This is a genomic window from Mesorhizobium sp. M0140 (genome assembly GCF_040322475.1).
In the GTDB taxonomy this organism is placed as follows: Bacteria; Pseudomonadota; Alphaproteobacteria; order Rhizobiales; family Rhizobiaceae; genus Mesorhizobium.
The window spans coordinates 94,052-116,054 of record NZ_JAMYTM010000010.1; the positions used below are offsets into that span (position 1 = coordinate 94,052).

The window sequence follows — 22,003 nt, forward strand, 5'->3', positions numbered from 1 at the left end:
CCTAGATCGGGAATGACAACGGCACTTAGCCTGGAACCGCCAAATCAGACTCGGTGCCAGGCCGAAACGGACGGCTGCGCAGAGCTTGGCTGGAAGGATTGGAAAGCGGCCCGTTAGATCCCTTCGACATTGAAGCGATCAAACAAAAGGCCCGCACTCGTCTGACCAGTCTCCCTGGTCCTGACCAACATCGATGAGACAACTACTTCTTCTCCGTCACGCCAAATCGAGCTGGGACGACCCTGATCTCGATGATTTCGACCGGCCTTTGGCCGAACGCGGGGTTAAGGCGGCGTGCTTGATGGGACGCGAGCTTGCAGCGCGCGGCTGGCTGCCGGACCTGGCGCTGGTGTCGCCGGCACCGCGCACCCGCGACACCTGGCGGCTTGTGGCGGCGGAGCTGCCCGTGCCACCCCGGATCGCATTCAAGGCGCTGTACGATGCTTCAGCGGCGGACATTCTGAGCCAGATTGGTCAAACCGACGCTTCAAGCGGCAGCTTGCTGGTAATTGGCCACAATCCGGGCCTGGAACATTTGGCCAGACAGCTTGCCGGGCCGGGGTCAGACGCCAAGGCGCTCAAGAGACTTGAGGAGAAATTCCCGACGGCAGCCCTGGCCCGGGTGGTCTTCGAAGGCGATTGGTCCGTCGTGTCCCCCGCCCGGTTGACACATTGCTGCGGCCGAAGGACCTTGGCTAGCGTCCATGGCAGGTGCGGCAGGCAAAGCCCACCGCACGCCCGCTTGAGCCGTCAGTTTCCCCAGTTGCCCTGGCCGGATTCCGGCTGGACCGAATCGGGCCTCAGCGTGAGGTCGCGGTGCTTGACCAGCCTGTGGGTCGAAGCCGTGTAGCTGTGGTCTACATTGAGCGCGTGCGAGGTGACGGCCGGCTGATTGACATTGTCCGAACCATAGTTGTCGCTGCCGGCAAAAGCGGTGCCCGTGGCAACGAGGATGGCGGCGGCGGTAAGAGCGATCCTGGTCATTTTATTTACTCCGGTATTCCTGTTCCTGTCCGTCTAGTGGCGTGCCCTTGGGAGGAATTTCGCGTCGCTCGGACAGCCTCGATCTGGGTTTTTCGTGCGCCGACTTCCAATCACGAAGACGTTCCCTCACGTGCGGAATCCGGACCTCGAACGTGGGCCAAGGTGTTGAGCTCACCCTGTTTTATCAATTGATCTCAAACGTTTATAAGGGGATACCTGACGCATGGTGCGGCGGTTCGTCGAGCCAGCGCTCGCCATCCGTTCACGATTCGTCGACGTAAATTGAACCAGTTGGTTCGATTTACGATCGGCGCCCGACACTGGCGCCGTCGGCCGAAATCCTGCTCATGCATAAAAACAAGAGCGGCGGGCAAAGCCCACCGCTCTTTGTGGTCGCAGACTTCAGAAAATCAACGACCCCAGATGCCTTGGCCCGACTGAGCCGGCACGTTGGCATTGGCATCACCCTGCGTCTTCACGGACTTCGGGATCGAGCCGGTGTGCGTGGTGTCGATGTTGGACACGGACTGGTTCGCAACCGGCTGGTTGGCATTGTAAGAGCCATAATTGTCGCTGCCGGCAAAAGCGGTGCCCGTGGCAACGAGGATGGCGGCGGCGGTAAGAGCGATCTTGGTCATTTTAATTACTCCAGTATTTGTCATGTCCGTCTAGTGGCGTGCCCTTGGGAGGAATTTCGCGTCGCTCGGACCACCCCGAGATGGGCTTGCCCTGTCGCGGATTCCAATCACGAAGATGTTCCCCCGCGGCTCGAATCCAGGCCTTGAAATTTGACACAGGGTCTCAGCGGTCATAATTTAACTATTTAAAATCAGATATTTACCCGAAAACACTCATCACCGGCTGCGACCATTCACCAGGCCGGCGTTCACCATCTGCTACACAGCGCGTCAACAGAAATCGAACTGAACGGTTCGGTTTGAAGCAGTCTGGCCGCGTCAGGCGATCTTTTAGGGTGGAGAAGGTGGACGAGGTATGGGTCCGGACATCCACCCGGGGCGACAAATCGGCCCTGCTATGAGCCGTTCAGGACCAGCACGTCGCGCATGTCGTATTCGCCTGGCGGGCGTCCCTCGAGCCAGAGCGCGGCGGCGATGGCGCCACGGGCGAACATGACGCGGTCGCCGGCCGCATGCGACAGGGTCACAAGCTCGCCGTCGGCGCAGAAGCTCACGCTGTGTTCGCCGATGATGCTGCCGCCACGCAGCACCGCAAAGCCGATCTCACCGGGAGGCCGCGCGCCAATGGTGCCATCGCGTGCACGCCTTGCGACCGTCTTCAGATCGATGCCGCGTCCGCCGGCTGCGGCATGGCCCAGCATCAACGCCGTCCCCGATGGCGCATCGACCTTGTGGCGATGATGCGCCTCGACAATCTCCACGTCCCAGTCATCGGGATCGAGTGCCCGCGCCGCCTGCTCGACCAGTCCGATCAACATGTTGAGCCCGAGCGAAAAGCTGCCGGAGCGCACGATGGCAATTGTTTTCGCGGCGTCGGCGATCGCAGCCGATTCATCAGCATCGAAGCCCGTTGAGCCGATGACCAGGGCCGGCCCGCCGCGTTCGGCGCAAATGCTGGCCAGATCAGCCGAGGCAGCCGGCGTGGTAAAGTCGATGACCACGTCGGCCACGGCAAGCGCCTCGTCGCGGCTCACCAGCCCTTCGCCGATACTGCCCGGCCGGTGGAAGCGGGCGGCGAGCGCCAGCCGCGCGTCGCCCTGCACGGCCGCCGCCATCTCGCGGCCCATGCGGCCCAGCGCACCCGCGATGGCGACCCTGACCGGTGGTTTCGACATGGCGCTATCCCGCGGCTGTTTATTTCCACATGCCGCGCATGCGCGCGCCGATGTCGACGCGCACCTCCGGCCGGGCCGCCCTGCCCTGTGCCACCTGTGCGCTCGGCCACGACACCTGCTGGAACGCGGCAAGGATCGAAGCCGGGATGAAGCGGGTGCGCGAGGCATAGAGATGGCGGTCGCCGCGCGCCGCCTGGCCGTGCGGAAAGAAGCGTTGCGGCATGACCAGGTTGAGATTGTCCTTGGCCCGCGTCATCGCCACGTAGAGCAGCCGGCGCTCCTCCTCGATGTCTTCCTTGGTGCCGACGCCGAGATCGGCCGGGATACAGCCGTCGACCGTGTTGAGCACGAAGACGTTCTTCCATTCCTGGCCCTTGGCCGAATGGATGGTCGACAGGATCAGATAGTCCTCGTCGCGATGCGGCGGCCCGGCCTGGTCACTGGTGGCGTCGGGCGGATCGAGCGTCAATTCTGTCAGGAAGCGTTCGCGCGAAGCATAGCCCGAACCGATCTGCTCAAGTTGCAAGAGATCGGCGCGCCGCGTCGTCGCATCTTCGTGGATGCGCTCCAGATGCGGCTCATACCACAGCCTGATCTGTTCGAGGTCGGCAGGCCATTTGGCGCCGGCGCGCAGGCCGGAATAGAGCGAGACAAAGCCCGGCCAGTCATCCGCCGCGCGTTGCGGCGGACGCCAGCCGGCCAGCCCCATGGCTTCGTCCAGCGCCGTCGTCATGGTCTCGACGATCTGCGCGGCAGCCGAAGGGCCGATGCCTGGCATCAGCTGCAGCACGCGGAAGCCGGCGACGCGGTCGCGCGGGTTCTCGGCGAAGCGCAGCACCGCCAGCACGTCCTTGACATGGGCTGCATCGAGGAATTTCAGCCCGCCGAACTTGACGAAGGGAATATTGCGCCGCGTCAGCTCGATCTCCAGCGGGCCGCTGTGGTGCGAGGCGCGAAACAGCACCGCCTGCGATTTCAGTGCCGTGCCGGCCTCGCGCTCGGCCAGGATGGTATCGCAGACGAAATTGGCCTGCTCGACCTCGTCGCGCACGCTCACCAGTTTTGGCCTGTCGGTCGACTTGCGCTCCGACCACAGGTTTTTGGTGAAGCGCTCCGAGGCTTCGCCGATCACCGCATTGGCGGCCGCCAGGATGGTTTCGGTCGAGCGGTAATTGCGCTCCAGCATCACGACGTCGGCGGCTTGCGCGAACTGGTTGGGGAAGTCGAGGATGTTGCGCACCTCGGCGGCACGGAACGAATAGATCGACTGTGCATCGTCGCCCACCACCGTCAGCCCGGCGCCGTCGGGTTTCAGTGCCATCAGGATCGAAGCCTGCAAGCGGTTGGTGTCCTGGTATTCATCGACCAGCACATGGTCGAAACGCCTGCCCAGATGCGCTGCTATCTCGGGCTCCGCCGCCATCTGCGCCCAGTAGAGCAGCAAATCGTCGTAATCGAGCACGTTCTGTGCCTGCTTGGCCTCGACATAACCGGCGAACAGTTCTTTCAGTTGCTCCGCCCAGCCGGCGCACCAGGGAAAGGCAGAACCCAATACCTCGTTGAGCGGCGCCTGTGCGTTGACGGCGCGCGAATAGATGGCAAGGCAGGTTCCCTTGGTGGGGAAGCGCGCTTCCGTCTTCGAGAAGCCGAGTTCGTGGCGGACCAGGTTCATCAGGTCGGCGGAATCCTCGCGATCATGGATGGTGAAGGCAGGGTCGAGGCCGATCTCCAGCGCATAGTCGCGAAGCAGCCGCGCGCCGATGCCGTGAAAGGTTCCCGCCCAGGTCAGCGCATCGGTGAGGACAGCTGCATCGCGGCCGAGCACTTCGCCGGCGATACGCTCGACGCGCCTGGCCATTTCGGACGCGGCGCGGCGCGAGAAAGTCATCAGCAGGATGCGGCGCGGGTCGGCCCCCTTGACGACCAAATGGGCGACGCGGTGAGCCAGCGTGTTGGTCTTGCCCGAACCCGCGCCAGCAATGACCAGCAGCGGACCGGCTATTTGGCCGTCGCCGTGCTCGACTGCCTGGCGCTGGGCATCGTTGAGCCGGGCGAGATAGGCAGGCTGGACGGTCGGGGCCCGAAAGGTCGAATCAGCAGTGGCGAGGTTCATCGCCCATCAAGCATCGTTTCTGCTTTGTTCGCAACGTCGATGCCAGGCTGGCCTCGTGCTCGACAGGCCGAAGCGTGACGTCCGTGTCTTTAGCGTTGCGGATCGACACCCATGTCGGCCGACTGCCGCCGCAAGGTCTCGCGGTCATATTGCGACGGCGGCAACAGCAGCGGGTCGACCGTATCGGGCACGTTTTCGACCATCTTCCTGGCGATACGATAGGTGACATAGGCGAAGGCGCCGACGACGAGCAGACGGAACATGGTGCAACACTCCTTTGGAGCAGAACCAACCGGGGAAACCGCCTTTGGTTCCCTTGCCAATCGTCCACGCGCGCAGTCGAAGATGGAGGACGGCTATGGGTTTCGCCAGCGCTTTCCCGATGCATTCTCGGGGCACCGGAGGCGGAACTTGGCGTTTGCGGGGCTCGTGTCCTGCCGCATGCCGCTGTGGCGTCCCGGACAGGCTTTTGGGGAAGAAGGCCGGCGCCGCTTGGGAGGAGGAATGAAGCGCCGGCCAAGCGGATAATTAGGTCCGCCGCACAGGTGAGGCTAGCTGAGTCTTTCCCCTGCGTCATTGGGGGATTATCTTTGTTAAAAACGTACCGATGCGCACGGCCCTATCGGTCGCCGGCCGTCACAAGCTTGTGTTGACCATCATCCCGGCAATCTCAATAAACTCCGGAGCTGGTTGGCAATAGCGGTGGTGTTTGGGCTAGCGGCGAGCGCGGCCTGGGGATCAAAACTCGATCATCTTCCCGCCTCGCCACCCAGCCTTTGCCTGACCACGGCGACATGGAAATTCGTGCCGAACAACAGCCCCTCATCGTTGAAGTCGTAGCTGGAATTGTGCAACGGCGCGGAAGCCTCGCCATTGCCGAGGAAGACGAAGCAACCCGGCACATGGTCGAGGAAGCGGGCGAAATCCTCGGAGGCGGTCATCGGCTCGCGGGCGACGGCGATCTTGCCGGGTTCGAAGACGTGCCTTGCGGCGGCAAATGCCGCATCGACCAGTTCGGCATCGTTGCGCAGCGGCACGAACTCCCTGCTGTAATTGACCTCGGCCGCGACATTGTAGGCGGCGGCGGTGCCCTGCGTAATGATGCGCATCTGCCGCTCGATCTCGGCGCTGACCTCGGGGCGGAAGCTGCGCGCATCGCCGAGGATGCGGGCAAGGCCGGGCAGAGCGTTGCGGGTGCCGTCGGTGATCAGCTCGGTCACCGAAACCACCGATATGTCGGCCGGGCTCAGCCGGCGCGAGACGATGGTCTGCAGATTGGTGACCAGCGCGCAGGCGGCGACCAGCGTCTCGTTGCCCGCATGCGGCCGCGCGGCATGGCCGCCGAGCCCTGTGAGCACGATCTCGAAGATATCCTCGGCCGACATGATGGGGCCGGCACGGGTCTCGAAATGCCCGATCGGCAGGCCGGGCATATTGTGCAGGCCGAAGATCTCGTCGAAGGGAAAGCGCTGCATCAGCCCATCGTCGAGCATGGCGAGCGCGCCCCTGCCCCATTCCTCGGCTGGCTGGAAGACGAATCGCACGGTGCCGTCGAAACCGCCTTGCTCCGCCAGCAGCTTTGCCGCGCCCAGCAGCATGGTGGTGTGGCCGTCATGGCCGCAGGCATGCATGATGCCGGGATTGCAGGAACGGTAGGATGCGTCCGACCGCTCTGATATGCGCAGCGCATCCATGTCGGCCCTGAGCGCAATCGCCCGGTTGCCGCTGCCGCGCTTCAACGTGCCGACGACGCCGGTGCCGCCGACGCCTTCGCTGACGTCGTCGAGGCCGAACTCACGCAGTTTGGCGGCGACGAAGGCTGCGGTGCGCTTCTCCTCGAAGCCGAATTCGGGGTGCGCGTGCAAATCGCGCCGCCAGAAAATCATCTCGCGCCTCAGCGCGTCGCGATCGAGTTCAGACATTTTTCGCCCTGTTACTTCACAAGTTGCGCGGCCACATCAAGCAGGATGTTGGCACCGGCAACAAGCTCGGCGTCATCGGTGTGCTCGCGCGGACTGTGGCTGATGCCGCCGGTGCTCGGCACGAAGATCATCGCTGCCGGTGCGATGCGCGCCAGCATCTGTGCATCGTGGCCGGCGCCGGACGTCATGCGCCGGACGCCGAGGCCACGGTTCTTCGCGGCGGCCTCGATCAGCTCGACGATGCGAAGGTCGAAGATCACCGGTTCGAAGCGGGCCAGTTGCTCGACCGAGATCGTCACGTTCCCATCGGTGGCAAGCTGCTCGAGATAGGCGGCAAGCGCCGCCTCCTCCGCCTGCAGGCGCTGTTCGTCGGGATCGCGCAGATCGATGGTGAAGACGGCGCGCGAGGGAATGACGTTGATGGCATTCGGTTCGAAGCGGATCGTACCCACGGTCGCCACCGTCGGCGCGTTCGAGGCTTTGGTCCGGTCGAGCAGGAAGGTGATGGTCCGGGCGGCGGCATGGCCGGCATCGTTGCGCATCGACATCGGCGTGGTGCCGGCATGATTGGCGACGCCGTCTATGGTGATACGCTGCCAGGAGATGCCTTGCAGATTCTCCACCGCGCCGATCGGCACGCTTTCACGCTCCAGCACCGGCCCCTGTTCGATATGCAGTTCGAGATAAGCATGCGGTTTGAGGAACCCAGGTTCCCGGTCGCCGGCATAGCCGATGCGGGCGAGCTCCTGGCCCAGCACGCTGCCGTCGGTGCCGACAGCCGCCAGCACCGTTTCGGCATCGATGCCGCCGGCATGGACCAGCGAGCCCATCATGTCGGGAGTGTAGCGCACGCCCTCTTCATTGGTGAAAGCGGCGACCGCGACCGGACGCGACGGCGAAAAGCCTGATCCCTTGAGCGTCTCGATCACCTCCAGCCCGGCAAGCACGCCATAACAGCCGTCATAGATGCCCGCATCGATGACAGTGTCGATGTGCGAGCCGATGAGCAGCGGCGCCTGCTCCCTGTTGTCCGGGCTTTGCCAGATGCCGAAAATATTGCCGACCCGGTCGATGGCGACATCGAGCCCCACCTGCCGCAGCCAGCCGACGAAGAGATCGCGGCCCTGCTTGTCGGTGTCGGAGGCGGCCAGCCGGATCAGCCTGCCCTCGCCGTCGCGACCGACGGCACCGAGTTCGCGGATACGGCCAAGCAGGCGCTGTGCATCGATCGCGGTCATGCCGTTGCCTCGGCTTTCATCTTGCCTTCCAGCACATCGGCCGGGCTCATGCCAACCAGCTCGGCATAGCGATGCGGGTCGGTGGCACCTTCGGTGTTGATCACCAGCACCCGCGATTTGCCGTCCAGTCCAAGCTCGGTCGGGTTGTCGGCCATCGCCCGGATCAGCCCGGCAAGACCAACACCGCCGCTTTCGCCGGCGACGATCGCCGGATCGCCGGCGGCCGGCCGTGCCAGCCGCCGCATCACCGCGACGGCGTCGGCCTCATCCACCGTCATGAAGGCATCGGCGGCGCGCGCCAACACCCGCCAGGCGACGGGCGACGCCTCGTAGCATTCAAGCATGGCCATCACCGTCGGCTGGCCGTGCGCGACTTTGACCGGGTGCCCAATCTGGGCGGCTGCAAAAACACAGCCGGCACGCGCCGGCTCGACCACGATGAAGGTCGGCCTGGCGTCACCGAGCACGATGGCCAGATGGCCGGCCAGCGCGGCGGCAATGCCACCGACACCGGCCTGCACGAAGACGTGGGTTGGCGTCCGAGAGAGCTGGCGCAAGGCTTCGCGCACGATCGCCGTATAGCCCTGCATGACCAGGCCAGGAATCCGTTCATAACCGGGCCACGAGGTGTCGGACACAACGGTCCAGCCCTTCTCGGCCGAAACCTGGGCAGCTTGCCTGACCGAATCATCATAGTTGCCGTCAACGCGGATCATCTCGGCGCCATAACGGGCGATCGCGGCGATGCGCTCCTCGCTGACGCCGGCGTGGACGAAGATCGCCGCCCGCGCACCGAGGAGTTGCGCGCCTTGCGCGACGGAGCGGCCATGGTTGCCGTCGGTCGCACAGGCAAATGTCATCGCCGCGGCGACGGCCCGCACATCAGAGCGATCGAGATCGGCCACGTCGACAGGGCGACCAAGCCGGCTGCCTGCCTCCTCCAGCACCAGCCGGAAGACGGCATAGGCGCCGCCAAGCGCCTTGAAGCTGCCGAGGCCGAGGCGAAAGCCCTCATCCTTGATGTGGACGGCGCCAAGTCCGAATTCGGCGGCGAGCGCCGGCAGCGCATGCAGCGGCGTCATCAGGTGATTGTCGCGATGGCTGAGAAAACGCTCGACCGTGTCGGCGCCGGCCACGCCAAGAGTTTCGGCATCGGTTGGATCGAGTGGCAGGCGATGCAAAGCATTGCGGTTGAGCAGGAACACTGGCAGGCCTCCTTGGCATTCAGCGAGAATATATTGCAGGATCGGCGCAAGGAGCGCTGTAATATGGCCTCCCGAATGCAAATTTGTTTCGTCAGGAATATCTCATTGCCTGCAATCCCGCCCTCGCTCGACAGTTTCGATCTCGCCATCCTTGCCATCCTGCAGCGCGACAACACGACGCCGCAGCGGCTGATCGGCGAAGCTGTGAACCTGTCGGCGCCGGCGGTGCAGCGCCGCATCAAGCGCATGGAACAGACCGGCGTCATCGCCGGCAATGTCGCGGTGATCGAGCCGGCGGCGGTCGGCCAGCCGATCACCATCTTCGTCGAGGTGGAACTCGAGAGCGAACGCGCCGAACTGATCGACGCGGCTAAGCGGCAATTCTCGGCGACCCCTGAAATCCAGCAATGCTACTATGTCACCGGCGAGGCCGATTTCATCCTGGTCATCACCGTGGCCGACATGGGCGCTTATGAAGCGCTGACGCGAAAACTGTTCTTCGACAGCAACAATGTCCGCAAGTTCCGCACGTTTGTTGCGATGGACAGGGTCAAGGTCGGGTTGACGGTGCCCTTGCCCGGCTGAGCGTTGCAGGCATGGCAGGCTCCGGCTGCCATGCTTTTGCCATTCTCCGGAAGCGAATTTGTCGGGGGAGGCGCGCTTGGACGACACCACACCAGTTGCGATTATCGGTGCCGGGCCGGCGGGCCTGGCCATTGCCGCGTGCCTGCGGCAGGCAGGGCAGGATTTCGTCCTGCTCGAAAAAGAGGAGCAGGCCGCACCCGCGTGGCGACGCCACTATGAGCGCGTCCATTTGCACACGACCAAACGCTATTCGTCGCTGCCCTTCGTGCCCTTTCCCAGGGAGTATCCGCGCTATGTGCCGCGCGATCTGTTCGCTTCATATCTCGATGCCTACGCGCAACGCTTCGATCTGCGGCCCAGATTTGGAGAAACGGTGCGGGCGATCAGCCGGCGAGGCAGAAGCTGGCTCGTGGACACGACAACCGGCCCCCTGCACGCTTCAAACGTGGTGATCGCGTCGGGCAACAACGCGGAGCCGCTGATGCCCGGATTTGCCGGCGCCGATGCCTTCAGGGGCAAAAGGCTGCATAGCGCCGACTATCTCAACGCCATGCCTTTTGCCGGCCAGTCGGTTCTGATCGTCGGCATGGGCAACACCGGCGCCGAGATTGCGCTCGATCTGGTGGAAGGCGGTGCGCGACCGACGATTTCGGTGCGCGGCGGCGTCCATATCGTGCCGCGCGAGCTGCTCGGCGTGCCCATCCAGATGATCGGCATGGCGGCTCGCCTGATGCCGCAACGCATAAACGATGCCTTGTTCCCTATCATTCTCGATCTGGCGTTGGGCAGGCTGGGGAAATATGGGCTGAAGCGGCCGCGGCAAGGAATGCTGCAGCAGATCGCGCTCTCGTCGCGCATCCCGACGATCGATATCGGTACGGTCGGCAAGATCCGCGAAGGCGCGATCAAGGTCACACCCGATATTGCCGAGATCACCGAACAAGGCACCCGTTTTGTCGATGGCAAGCATGGCGCGTTCGATGCGATCATCTTCGCCACCGGTTTCCGGCCGGGCTATGCCAGATTGCTGGAGCCCGGCGTCCAGCCAGGCGGTAGCGGCGTCAATGCGAGGGCTTCGGACCTCGGTCTTTATCTGATTGGGTTTCACAATCCGGTCACCGGATTGCTGCGCGAAATCTCGATCGAGGCAGAGCAGATCGCCGACGACATCAGCCTCCGACGAGACCGAAACAAGGCGGCTGAAATCCTGCCGGTTTGATCTGCGGTCTGCCTATCCCAGCGCAGTCGTCAGCATCATGCTGGCAATCTCCTTCGTCAGCTTGGCGGCGACAAGCGCCATCGTGTTTTAGAGATCCTGGTTTGGGGCGGGGGCGGCCCTAGCTGGAGCCGGATTTACGGTCGAATGGGAAAAACGCCAGCCACGGCCGGAAGAGCCAGAATATTGGGTGATGGTGGTGAGATGACGCAAAGCCCGCTAAAGGGTGTTGCAAAGCTCTGGTACAAAATCGTAGCTTTAAATTGGGAGTTTATGCGAAACCTCTTATTTGGTAAAAGAGAGCAAGCGGCGCTTCATGAAATCTCCCAGATATAGCAATTTCCTAAGAATTTTAGTCCTCCCTAGAATGGTTGGGGATTTTAAATATGAGACATTAGAAAAAGATCTATTCTTTAAAATTTCTGATTCGAATGAAAAACACGGCAACCTGGTAAGCAGTGTGCTTTTAGACAAAGTTAACAAGAAATTCTGGATTGAAGCTGGAGTATACAGAAACATAACAACATTTAAGGCACAGTTTATTGAAGGCAAAAATGGTAATTTTATACGTGGCTCATTTACTAATAGTTGGACATTGATATCATACCTTATTTTAATTTTAGCCTTTTTTGGATGGGTATATTTCTTAGTAACCAATGAAAATGGGGCCGATATGTTTTTCTACCTCATATTTTTTGCGGTTTTCCACCTAATAATTTCGATTTCATTCAACAACCAAATAAAAAATATTCTAATATTTCTTGAAAATGAACTTCACGTGCATCCATCCCAAAGCGAAATTATTTCGAATCCCTCCTAACTTCCGCGATACATAGCCCCCGCTGAAATCTCAACAATATTAACGTCGCAGCTATGCACGGCGCGCGGCCAATACTTGCTATTGTTGCCGCATCGCCAGATGCACGACCAGGAAATCCCTGACCGGCTATGCCGCCCTCACCCCGCCGCGCGCAGCCAGACCTTGTTGTCATGGAAGACAGCACCGCCATAGGGCGCCGGCGCATCGGCGCCGGTCAGCACGTTGATGCCCTCGCCGCGCTCATGGGCGCTGTTTGGCCAGATGCCTTCGGCGATCACCACGCCGCGCTTGATGCCGTCGAACAGCTTCGCATGCAGCACGACTTCGCCGCGCGTGTTGCCGACTTCGACGCGATCGCCGTCGGCCAACCCAAGGGCTGCGGCATCGTCGGGATGCAGAAGCAGTTCCGGGCGGCCCTCCCTGGCCTTCGACACCGGCGTTTCCGAGAATGTCGAATTGAGGAAGTTGCGCGCCGGCGACGTCGTCAGCCGGAACGGGTGCGCCTCGTCGGCAACCTCGATCAGATCGACATGATCAGGAAATTCCGGCAGCCGCGCCACCGGGCCGAACAGGCCCATGCTTTTCGGCGGCCGATTGGGCGCTGCCTGTCCCGTCCAGTCGGCACGGAAGCGGAATTTTCCATCCGCATGGCCAAATCCCCTGATGAAATGCGCGGTGTCGAAATCCGGCTGCAGGTCGACCCACTTTTCTTCCTTCAAGCTGTCGAAGCTGCCCAGCCCGCGCTTGCCCAGGATGATGTCGATATGCTGCTGCTCGGTCAGGCCGAAGCCCGGGCGATCGGCGACGCCGAGGCGATCAGCCAATTGCTCGATGACGAAATGGTTGGTGCGCGGCCCGTCCGGCGGCTCGATCAGCTTCGGGCCGAGCGTGATGTGCTGGTTGCCGCCGCCCTTGTAGACGTCGTCGTGCTCGAGGAACATCGTCGCCGGCAGCACGACATCGGCAAGCTTGGCCGTGTCGGTCATGAACTGCTCATGCACGCAAGTGAACAGGTCGTCGCGCATAAAACCCTGCGTCACCAGCCGCTGCTCCGGTGCAACATTCACCGGGTTGGTGTTCTGGATCAGCATCGCCGTCACCGGCGGGCCGCCATAGAGCGCGTCGCTGGCTCCCATCAGCACCGGGCCGATGCGCGAATGGTCGAGATGGCGGATCGAAGGATCGCGCATCTTCGTGCCTTCCAGCACATCCTGGTTGAGCTTGAAGATGCCGGAATTGGAATGGAAGGCGCCGCCGCCCTCATATTGCCAGCTGCCGGTGACAGCCGCGATGCAGGACGCTGCATGCATGTTGACGGCGCCATTGCGCTGGCGCGCGAAGCCGTAGCCGAGGCGGAAATAGGTCTTTTTCGTCGTGCCGACGAGGCGGGCGAAGGCCTCGATCTCGGCGACCGTCAAGCCGGTGATCCCGGCCGCCCATTCCGGCGTGCGCGTCTCGAGATGCGCTTCCAGCCCCTTCGGGTCGTCGGTGTATTTCGAGAGATAGGCGCGATCGGCCATGCCTTCCCTGAACAGGACATGCATGACCGCGCAGGCCAGCGCGCCATCGGTGCCCGGCTTCAGCACCAGGCCGAGATCGGCCTGCTTCATCGTCGCATTCTCATAGACGTCGATGACGACGATCTTCGCGCCGCGCTCCTTGCGCGCCTTGATGGCGTGGGTCATGACGTTGACCTGCGTCACCACCGCATTGGTGCCCCAGATCACCACGCAGTCGGATTTCGCCATCTCGCGCGGGTCCGGCCCGCGCAAGGCGCCGGCGCCCATCATCCAGCCGGTCCAGGCGAGATTGGTGCAGATCGAACCAAAGAAGCCCGAATATTTCTTGGCGTGGCGCAGCCGGTCGATGCCGTCACGCTGCACCAGTCCCATCGTGCCGGCATAATAATAGGGCCAGACCGTCTCCGAGCCGTATTTCTCCTCGGCCGCGATGAATTTTTCGGCGACGAGGTCGAGCGCCGCCTCCCAGCTTGCTTCCTTCCAGGCGCCGTCGCCCTTGGCGCCGGCGCGGATCAGCGGCTTCAGCAAACGGTCGGGGTGGTGGACGCGGTCGGCATAACGCGCGACCTTGGCGCAGACGACGCCGGCCGTGTAGCTGTTGGACTTGGCGCCATGGACGCGGCCGATGCGCTTGCCGTCGAGCAGCTCGACCTCGAGCGCACAGGTCGAGGGGCAATCATGCGGACAGGCCGAATGGCCGATGCGGAGGTGCGCGTGCTGGTTCATTCTGCAAGACTAACGGGTTCAGAACGCCGCGTGTAGGGCCAGATGCGGCGCACGGTTTTGCCTCGGCGAGCAAGCCCCCTGCCTTCTCCTCTTTGGAAGAAGCCGATCGGCCACTCAATGCTGGGGCAGTCTGCTTCAGGAGACTTCCGCCAGGGGCACGCCTTCCAGGCAGAGCCATTTGTGCTTCCTGTTGGGCCAATGGAGAATTGCCGGAGCCGGAAATTCCAGGTCCTCCAGACAGCCGACAGATACCGACAGCGCTTCCGTCAGGCCTTCTGCACGCATGAAGACGATCGATCCGCATGTGGTACAAAATGTCTGCTCCAGCCATTGCCCCGACGAACCGGTTCGTCGCCAGGATTTCGTCTCGCCTTTCTGGGCGACTATGGCGGAGTCGGCATAGATGGCTCGGTATGAGAACGCTGCCCCGGTGCATCTCTGGCATTCCAGGCAACTGCAGGCATAGACGCGCCGAGGCTCTCCGGCGAGAACCAGTTCCGCGCCGCGACACGAGCAGGTCGCCCTTCGCTCTGTCTTGCCATCACGCATTCGCGGGCTCCCTGCCCGGACGGGGCGAGCCATTTCCAAACAGGGGTGAGAGAGATGCAAAATCATCATCCGCGCGCCCGCGCGAGAGCGCCTGCTGAAAAATCCCGTCCATTGCGCGCGGCATGGCCGCGTCAAGACCTCGCTCCTGGCATGCTTCGAGAAGATGCCGGAAGGCGCTGTAGTGGGCGCCCAATGACGCGAGCGTTGCGTCGTCGCCGGCAAAGAGGCGCGCCTTTGTCCGGTCAACCACATCGAACAAAGCGGCATCGACAACCGGCTTGAATGCGGACAGATGGCTCCTGAACGTATCCAGATCGAGACCTTCGGCCTCGGCGACAGCCATGCCCTGGAGCGCGCCGAACAGCCCGCCCCACATCTGGGTGAGCAGCGCGGTGTCAAGCGCGGAGGCTTGGCCAGGCACCTCGCCGACATAACTCGTGCCGCCACCAAGGGCAAAAAGCAGGGTCTTGTTCGCTTCGTAGACGGCGTGGGATCCTGAATACAGCAATGCGGTGTCCGGTTTGCCAATAAAATCCGGAGTCGCCAGGATCGCGCCGTCCAGATAGCCGGCGCCATGCGCTTCGATCCAGCGCGCCTCCTCCCGCGCCAAACGCGCTGAGCCGGAGGTGAGTTGTATGACGGCTTTGCCGGCCAGCGCCGAAGCGACATTGCGCTGCTTGAGCAGCGCATCGCTGGCGGCATAATGCAGAACGTTTATGATCAAGACATCGGCCGACCGGATTCCGTCCTCTACTGAAGAGGCCAACCTCGCGCCAAGAGCAGCCAGGGGCTGGCACTTGGCTGCAGTGCGATTCCACACGGATGTTGGATAATTTCGGTCGAGCAACGTTCGAACGATGGACGAGCCCATGCGGCCCGCGCCGAGCACGCAGACATTGGATTTCATGGTGACTTCTCCGATAGCCCTCTCGACGAGGGATTGGTTTGTGTTTGGCGCGCTGATCCAAAGATATATATTCTTGCTGTGTTGAGAAGTACGCACCTTGAGGTAAGCTATTGGAATCATGTCAGGAGTTGTCACATGAGGAGCAAGGAGCCAGACAGTTGCGGCTTTGCCGCCGCGATGCAGGCAATCGGCGGAAAGTGGAAAACCTCGCTATTGTGGGAATTGCACCTGCGGCCGCACCGCTTCGCCGAACTGCACCGGCGGTTGCCTGGAATCAGTGAGAAGATGCTCGCGCAACAATTGCGACAGATGGAGGCCGACGGACTCGTCAGCCGGCGCGCCTATGACGAGGTACCGCCACGCGTGGAATACTCGGTCACGACCCTGGGCATGAGTCTGAACGATGCGGTCACCGCTATGTCGGCATGGGGAAAGCGGCACGAGACATGGAAAGACGAGCGGAAAGCCGCCTGAAAAAAGCAGGAACTCGTGCATGGTCGCGGAAGAGTTTGTGATCCGCGGTCCGCTTCTAAACGCCAAAGGCGGCAATAGATGCCGGGCAGCGTCGTCCGGTCGAGCAAAATAGCCGCAGCAAGTGCATCTGTGCCACAGGCCTTTCAGCCATCTGCCGGATCCGCCGCTACTCTACACCGTCCCGGCGTTCACAGGCAATTCATCGTGCGGCTGGCACGATGAATTCGCTTGCATAGCCGGCTGCTCACTCCGCCGTGCCTTCCTCATACTCGGCCGACATGGTCAGCCATTTTTCCTCGTGGCCGGCCAGTGTCTGGGCCAGTTGCGAGCGCTCCTTGGCCAGCCGGGTCGCCGTCGAGGGATCCTTTTCGTACACCGCCGGATTGGACAGTTCGTCCTCGATGCCGTCGATTCGCTTGCGAATGCGGTCCATCAGCGCTTCGGTGGCGCGGATCTCCTTGGCGAGCGGCTCGAAGGCGGCGCGGCGTGCCGCTGCATCGCGGCGGCGGTCGGCTTTTGACGCCTTGTCGGCCTCGCGCTTGCCGCGGCGGTCGCCGGAGACGCCGGTGACCAGCGACTTGTAGTCTTCCAAGTCGCCGTCATACGGGTTGACCGCGCCGTCCTTGACCAGCCACAGCCGGTCGGCGGTTGCCTCCAGCAGATGGCGATCATGCGAGATCAGGATGACGGCGCCGGGAAATTCGTTCAGCGCATGGATCAGCGATTCGCGGCTGTCGATGTCGAGATGGTTTGTCGGTTCGTCGAGGATGAACAGGTTTGGGCCCTCGAAGGCCGACAGCCCCATCAGCAGCCGCGCCTTCTCGCCGCCCGACAGATCCTTGGCGGCGGTGTTCATCTTCTCGGTCGTGAGGCCGAACTGGGCGACGCGGCCGCGTACCTTCGATTCCGGGGCCTCCGGCATCAGCCGGCGGACATGCTCGTAGGCGTTTTCGTCCGGCCGGAGATCGTCGAGCTGATGCTGGGCAAAGATCGCCACCTTCAACCCGGGCGCCACCGTCATGGTGCCGCTCTCCTGCTTCAGCCGGCCCGACAGCAATTTGGCGAAGGTCGACTTGCCGTTGCCGTTGGCGCCGAGCAGCGCGATGCGGTCGTCGGCGTCGATGCGCAGCGTCATCTTCTTGAGGATCGGCTGACCCTCGGTGTAGCCGACATTGACGTTGTTCAGCGCCACGATCGGCGAGGCCACCGTCTTCACCGGCTCGGGGAAGGAGAACGGCCGCACCGAATCGTTCACGAGGGCCGCGATCGGCTTCATCTTTTCCAGCGCCTTGATGCGCGACTGCGCCTGTCTCGCCTTGGAGGCCTTGGCGCGGAACCGCTCGACGAAGGATTCCATGTGCTTGCGGGCGGCCTCCTGCTTGACCCGGCCCTTCTCCTGCAATTCCTTCTGCTCTGTATATTGACGCTCGAACTGGTCGTAGCCGCCGCGCCAGAAGGTCAGCCTTTTCTGGTCGAGATGGACGATCGAGTTGACGGCGCGGTTGAGCAGGTCGCGGTCATGCGAGATCAAGAGCACTGTGTGCGGGTATTTCGACACATAGTTTTCCAGCCACAGCGTGCCTTCGAGATCGAGATAGTTGGTCGGCTCGTCGAGCAGCAGAAGGTCGGGCTCGGCAAACAGCACCGCAGCGAGCGCCACGCGCATGCGCCAGCCGCCGGAGAAGGACGATGCCGGACGCCTCTGGGCAGCGTCGTCGAAGCCGAGGCCGGCGAGAATGGTGGCGGCGCGGGATTCGGCTGAGTGCGCGTCGATATCGGCCAGCCGCATATGGATGTCGGCGATGCGGTGCGGATCGGTCGCCGTCTTTTCTTCTTCGAGCAGCGCCGTGCGTTCGAGATCGGCCTTGAGCACGATCTCGATCAGCGCATCCTCGGTGCCCGGCGCTTCCTGCGCCACCTGGCCGATGCGGGTGCTCTTCGGCAGGCTGATCGATCCTGTCTCGGACGGGAAATCGCCGGTGATGGCCTTGAACAGTGTCGTCTTGCCGGTGCCGTTGCGGCCGACAAGGCCGGCCTTGGTGCCGGCCGGCAAGGTCAGCGAGGCATGGTCGAGAAGCAAGCGTCCGGCCATGCGGAGCGATAGGTCGTTGATGATCAGCATGGCCGCGCTTTTGCACCGGACATCAACGCTTCGCAAGGCCTTGCGGGCCAGTTGGCCGCACAAGGCCTCGAAACGACGCCCGCTAGGGCGCCGTCAAAGCAGCCGAACAGTGGCTTGCCTGCTCTCAGGCAGTCGCCTTGCGCTTCGTTGCCTTGGCGACAGCGGCCGGCGCTGCTGCCGGCTTGCGGCCAAGTCCCGTCGACTTTGCCAGCGCCGATCGCGTCGCCGAGTAGTTTGGTGCAACCATCGGATAGTCCGGTGGCAAGCCCCATTTGGCCCGATAGTCGTCCGGGCTCAGGCCGTAGTCGGTCCGCAGATGCCGCTTGAGCGACTTGAACTTCTTTCCGTCCTCAAGGCAGATGATGTAGTCGGGAAACACCGACTTCTTCGGATTGACGGCCGGAACCAGGTTTGGGACTTCCGCGACAGCCGCGCCGGCGAGCTTGCGAACCGAGGCGCTGACGCTGGCAATCAGCTCGGGCAGGCCGGCAGCCGGAAGCGGATTGTTGCCTACATAGGCCGAGACAATATCGGCCGTCAGCTCGATAACGGTCTTATCATCGATATTTGACAATTCTTTCACCTTATTTGCGACAAAATCATCCACCCCAGCGAAGACTTGTGTCGATGTATCTCTTTAACCGCGTCCCCCAACGGACCGCCAAGCCTCATAAAAGAATCAAGAATCAGCAAAAATAGCATTCATGCAAAATCGACGCTGTGCAAATTAGAAAATCTAATACTTGGAACCAGCAGACTTAGAGGCAGGACTTTCGTCCAATATCTCCAGAATACGCTTCCAGCGGGCGCAACGCGCGAAATCCTTTTGTTCTATCGCCTTTTCGGCCCTCATCGCGGCGTAAAGCGGTGCCTCGGCGCCGAATTCATCGATCAGCCAATTCGCTTCCTGAATAGCCAGACGCTCATTCTCGTCAAACATGGTTTTCGGCCTCCGAACGTTCCACACCGACCGCGACACAACTGCCGATGACGAGGATAGCTCCGACAATGGCCGTCACCGTCAGCCGCTCGCCGGACAAGGTCAAAAGCAGGGTCGAGGCGATCGGCGTGAGATAGGCGACCACCGCGACCCTGCCGCTGCCTTCAAGCTTCAAGGCGCGCGACCAGAAATAGTAGCCCAAGCCCATCGGACCGGCGCCGAGATAAAGGCCGAGAGCCAGGTCCGCGCCGACGGGCCAGGTGAAACCGTCGCGAGCGCACCATAGAAACGTCAAAGCGACGCCAATCAAAGACGATGGCAGCAACAGGCGATCCGCTGGGGTGGCGACCCGTCCCACCATGATCGAGTAGAAGGCCATGCACAGCGCCGACCCGAATGCGGCGAGATAGCCGACCAGATCGCCCTGGAACCAGGATTGGCTGCGCCCTCCCGAAATCACCAGTGCGACGCCGATGAAGCCTACCACCGTGGCGAGACCCAACAGGGCCGGATGCCGCGGATTTTCCAAGGCGATGACTGCCACCGCGACCATCAACGGCCAGGTGTAGGCCATCAGATTGGCCTCGATGACCGGCATCGAAGCGAAGGCGATGTATTGCAGCACCATGGTGCCGACCAGACCGATGAATCCGACTGCGACAGAGATGAGCGCCGCCCCGGCCGTGACCGGTGCTACTCTTTCCCGGCTCATCAATCGGATGGCGGCGAAGACGAGTGCAGCGCCTGCAAATTGCAGGAACTGGACCTGCGACGCCGGGTGGCTGGCCAGCAGGGATTTGCCGACCAGCGCATTGGTGGACCACAACGCCACCGCACCGGCAGCGAAGACCAACGCGGATATCGAGCCGGATCCCTGCCGAAACAATCGGCATGGGATTCTATTTTGCTGTTCGACCATGATCCTGTCCGAAAACCGGTTCCGACTTTTCGGGATCTTGGTTCATTACCATGATTCCCTGGCGCCGCCCGGAACCGGTGCATCGACGGCCGCGGGCACGGGATGCTCTGCCTCGAACCGACGATAGGCCGGCAACTGGTTGGTCCAGACATCTTCGGCCAGTTCGCTGACCCACTCACGGTCGTGGTCATTGTCGGCGGCGAGATAGAACATTCTGTTGTCGTCGACATAGGGCTTGGCCACCGAGCGCTGGTTGAGCACCAGCGTGACGCGCTCGCCGAACCGGATCGGAGCGGTGCGATGCAGGACGCCCAGGAATTGCCCGAGCGTCGCGTAGTTCATCTTGTGATCGATGCGCATGACACTGTTGCGCGGGATCTCGCGGCCGGCTTCGAGAATGGCGCGGCCGGTTTCGGAGTCGTCGCAGTAGATTTCGAGGTGGCCGCCGACCAGCGGATTGCTGATCGACAATGGAATGAGCTCGGTGACCGGAACGCCATCGCAATGCCACTCCACGGCGCCGTCCTTGGGATTCATGAAGGTGACCGTCGAGCCGACGATCGACAGCGGATAGGGCTCCAGCTTGGTGCCCATCATGTCGGACAGCCGCTCCAGGCGCAGCTTGTCATGCAGCAATTCCTTGATCTCGGGGATGAAACGGTCGGCCCCGGTGATGAAGGTCAGATCGAGGTGCTTGTGCACGGCATGGCTGGCCTTGAGCTTCAGGGCAGCCTCCTCGATCGCGGCAAGCAGTGCCGGGTCATAGCCGTGCAGATATTGCGCGACACCGAAACTCGACACTTTCCAGGCGGTTTCATGGCCTATAATGGCTTCGCGGCTCATCGCATAACGCAGTTCGGGAATGGTATGGGCGTTCATTGTACTTCTCCAGGATGGGGGCAACACTTGGTAAACAGTCGATTAATTCACCCACCCCTGTAAAATTAGGAATGCTGGTGCTAGTGTAAGCCAAGCTTAAGGTCGAAACCGTGCGTCTGCTCAGTCAGGTCAACCTCAATTCGCTTAAAATCGTGGAAAGTGCTGCAAGGCACGGTAATTTCACGCGTGCCGGCGAAGAACAGTTCATTACCGCTTCAGCGGTCAGCCAGCGGGTGAAAAGCCTGGAGGATCAGCTTCGTTTCAAGATTTTCCAGCGCGGCGGCAATGCGGTCTCGTTGACGCCGGAGGGTGAGACCTATGTCTCGCGCGTTCGCGAGGCGCTGGAGCGAATCGTCGCCGCCAGCATGGAAGCGACCGGGCAATCGCAGGAGCATGTGCTAAAAATATCGGTGCTGCCGACCTTTGCCGCACGCTGGCTATTTCCACGCCTGCCGCTGTTCCAGCAGCAATATCCCGATATCGTGATGCGGGTCTCGACCTCCTACGCGACGCATGAGTTCACGGCCTCGGAATTCGATCTCGAAATCCGTTATGGCGACGGTCACTTTCACGGGCTGCAATCCGATCTGCTGTTTCGCGAAGACCTGACACCGGTGTGCAGCCGCAAGCTGTTCCACGAAGTCCTCGGCGATAAGCGGCTGTCGAAGGTGACACCGGACGACCTCAAGCACTTCACCCTGCTGCATTCCGACACCTGCACCCAGAATTGGCAATCCTGGCTTGGTTTCGCCGGCGCCAGCTTCGTGCTCAGCGAGACCAAGAGCATCTATTTCGACTCGTGCATGATGTCCTACGAGGCAGCCAATTCCGGGATGGGATTTGCGGTGGCCAACCGTGCCTATATGGCCAGCGACATCCGCGCCGAAAGGCTGGTGGCTCCCTTCGCCGTCCACCATCCCAACACGGCTGGCTGGTATTTTGTCTCTCCGCAGAAAGGCCTTGCCGCACGCAAGGTCCAGTTGTTCAAGCAGTGGGTGATGGCGGAAGCGGCTCTGACGCAGTGCCAGCTGGACAGCGAAATCAGGGGCGAAGCTTCGACGGCTGCCTGAA

At 62.0% G+C, this 22,003-nt stretch carries 20 protein-coding genes and 2 pseudogenes; 6 read left to right on the top strand and 16 right to left on the bottom strand.

Annotation, left to right across the window (positions count from 1 at the left end):
• The first annotated feature begins 193 nt into the window (after positions 1-193).
• Positions 194-699: pseudogene (locus NKJ37_RS12770) on the top strand (SixA phosphatase family protein).
• A gap of 51 nt (positions 700-750) precedes the next feature.
• Here the strand turns inward: NKJ37_RS12770 and NKJ37_RS12775 are convergent.
• The 8 genes and pseudogenes from NKJ37_RS12775 to NKJ37_RS12810 all read right to left on the bottom strand — a co-directional run bounded on the left by NKJ37_RS12775 (position 751) and on the right by NKJ37_RS12810 (position 9,275).
• Positions 751-984: a DUF680 domain-containing protein gene (locus tag NKJ37_RS12775; protein ID WP_352611868.1), complete on the bottom strand. Its 234-nt coding sequence runs from the start codon at positions 982-984 to the stop codon at positions 751-753.
• Positions 985-1,394: 410 nt separating this feature from the next.
• Complete coding sequence (locus NKJ37_RS12780) at positions 1,395-1,622, bottom strand: DUF680 domain-containing protein (RefSeq protein WP_023812599.1); 228 nt, start codon at positions 1,620-1,622, stop codon at positions 1,395-1,397.
• A gap of 395 nt (positions 1,623-2,017) precedes the next feature.
• Positions 2,018-2,797, bottom strand: a complete 780-nt coding sequence (gene dapB, locus NKJ37_RS12785; RefSeq protein ID WP_352773931.1) for a 4-hydroxy-tetrahydrodipicolinate reductase — start codon at positions 2,795-2,797, stop codon at positions 2,018-2,020.
• A 135-nt stretch (positions 2,798-2,932) separates the two neighbouring features.
• A pseudogene (locus NKJ37_RS12790) lies at positions 2,933-4,910 on the bottom strand (ATP-dependent helicase); the annotation flags it as partial.
• 89 nt (positions 4,911-4,999) lie between these two features.
• Entirely contained in the window at positions 5,000-5,173 is a 174-nt protein-coding gene (locus NKJ37_RS12795) for a hypothetical protein (protein ID WP_023812604.1), read from the bottom strand.
• A 486-nt stretch (positions 5,174-5,659) separates the two neighbouring features.
• Positions 5,660-6,832 (bottom strand): M20 aminoacylase family protein, encoded by a 1,173-nt coding sequence (locus NKJ37_RS12800; protein WP_352676677.1) that lies wholly within the window; start codon positions 6,830-6,832, stop codon positions 5,660-5,662.
• An 11-nt stretch (positions 6,833-6,843) separates the two neighbouring features.
• A complete protein-coding gene (locus NKJ37_RS12805; RefSeq protein WP_352773935.1) occupies positions 6,844-8,070 on the bottom strand; it encodes a Zn-dependent hydrolase in 1,227 nt (408 codons plus the stop codon).
• Positions 8,067-9,275, bottom strand: a complete 1,209-nt coding sequence (locus NKJ37_RS12810) for a diaminopropionate ammonia-lyase (protein ID WP_023812607.1) — start codon at positions 9,273-9,275, stop codon at positions 8,067-8,069. The genes NKJ37_RS12805 and NKJ37_RS12810 overlap by 4 nt, the downstream gene beginning before the upstream one ends.
• A gap of 75 nt (positions 9,276-9,350) precedes the next feature.
• Between NKJ37_RS12810 and NKJ37_RS12815 the strand changes: the two genes are divergently transcribed.
• From NKJ37_RS12815 to NKJ37_RS12825, 3 genes are all read left to right on the top strand, one after another.
• Positions 9,351-9,860, top strand: a complete 510-nt coding sequence (locus NKJ37_RS12815) for an Lrp/AsnC family transcriptional regulator (RefSeq protein ID WP_196815338.1) — start codon at positions 9,351-9,353, stop codon at positions 9,858-9,860.
• 76 nt (positions 9,861-9,936) lie between these two features.
• Positions 9,937-11,079 (top strand): flavin-containing monooxygenase, encoded by a 1,143-nt coding sequence (locus NKJ37_RS12820; RefSeq protein ID WP_023812609.1) that lies wholly within the window; start codon positions 9,937-9,939, stop codon positions 11,077-11,079.
• A gap of 313 nt (positions 11,080-11,392) precedes the next feature.
• Positions 11,393-11,896: a hypothetical protein gene (locus NKJ37_RS12825; RefSeq protein WP_352773937.1), complete on the top strand. Its 504-nt coding sequence runs from the start codon at positions 11,393-11,395 to the stop codon at positions 11,894-11,896.
• A gap of 137 nt (positions 11,897-12,033) precedes the next feature.
• On the opposite strand, the gene NKJ37_RS12830 is transcribed toward NKJ37_RS12825, so the two are convergent.
• The 3 genes from NKJ37_RS12830 to NKJ37_RS12840 form a co-directional block, all read right to left on the bottom strand.
• A complete protein-coding gene (locus tag NKJ37_RS12830; RefSeq protein WP_352773939.1) occupies positions 12,034-14,142 on the bottom strand; it encodes a molybdopterin-containing oxidoreductase family protein in 2,109 nt (702 codons plus the stop codon).
• A 135-nt stretch (positions 14,143-14,277) separates the two neighbouring features.
• Positions 14,278-14,691, bottom strand: a complete 414-nt coding sequence (locus NKJ37_RS12835; protein WP_031213540.1) for a GFA family protein — start codon at positions 14,689-14,691, stop codon at positions 14,278-14,280.
• On the bottom strand, positions 14,684-15,598 hold the full coding sequence (locus tag NKJ37_RS12840; protein ID WP_128305354.1) for an NAD(P)-dependent oxidoreductase: 915 nt from the start codon (positions 15,596-15,598) through the stop codon (positions 14,684-14,686). The genes NKJ37_RS12835 and NKJ37_RS12840 overlap by 8 nt, the downstream gene beginning before the upstream one ends.
• 135 nt (positions 15,599-15,733) lie before the next feature.
• Here NKJ37_RS12840 and NKJ37_RS12845 point away from each other — a divergent pair, with 135 nt between their 5' ends.
• Positions 15,734-16,072 (top strand): winged helix-turn-helix transcriptional regulator, encoded by a 339-nt coding sequence (locus tag NKJ37_RS12845; RefSeq protein ID WP_023812614.1) that lies wholly within the window; start codon positions 15,734-15,736, stop codon positions 16,070-16,072.
• Between the two features lie 244 nt (positions 16,073-16,316).
• Here the strand turns inward: NKJ37_RS12845 and NKJ37_RS12850 are convergent, their stop codons facing one another.
• The 5 genes from NKJ37_RS12850 to NKJ37_RS12870 form a co-directional block, all read right to left on the bottom strand.
• Positions 16,317-18,194 carry an ABC-F family ATP-binding cassette domain-containing protein gene (locus tag NKJ37_RS12850; RefSeq protein ID WP_352773941.1) on the bottom strand — a complete coding sequence of 626 codons (1,878 nt, stop codon included), beginning with the start codon at positions 18,192-18,194 and terminating at the stop codon, positions 16,317-16,319.
• A 124-nt stretch (positions 18,195-18,318) separates the two neighbouring features.
• On the bottom strand, positions 18,319-18,768 hold the full coding sequence (locus NKJ37_RS12855) for a Ros/MucR family transcriptional regulator (protein WP_023812616.1): 450 nt from the start codon (positions 18,766-18,768) through the stop codon (positions 18,319-18,321).
• Positions 18,769-18,930: 162 nt separating this feature from the next.
• Entirely contained in the window at positions 18,931-19,134 is a 204-nt protein-coding gene (locus NKJ37_RS12860; RefSeq protein ID WP_023812617.1) for a hypothetical protein, read from the bottom strand.
• Entirely contained in the window at positions 19,127-20,053 is a 927-nt protein-coding gene (locus tag NKJ37_RS12865) for a DMT family transporter (RefSeq protein ID WP_023812618.1), read from the bottom strand. Before NKJ37_RS12865 ends, NKJ37_RS12860 begins: the two co-directional genes overlap by 8 nt.
• A 45-nt stretch (positions 20,054-20,098) precedes the next feature.
• Positions 20,099-20,932, bottom strand: a complete 834-nt coding sequence (locus NKJ37_RS12870; protein ID WP_023812619.1) for a hypothetical protein — start codon at positions 20,930-20,932, stop codon at positions 20,099-20,101.
• Positions 20,933-21,042: 110 nt separating this feature from the next.
• Between NKJ37_RS12870 and NKJ37_RS12875 the strand changes: the two genes are divergently transcribed.
• Positions 21,043-22,002 carry a LysR substrate-binding domain-containing protein gene (locus NKJ37_RS12875; protein ID WP_023812620.1) on the top strand — a complete coding sequence of 320 codons (960 nt, stop codon included), beginning with the start codon at positions 21,043-21,045 and terminating at the stop codon, positions 22,000-22,002.
• Position 22,003: the final 1 nt, after the last annotated feature.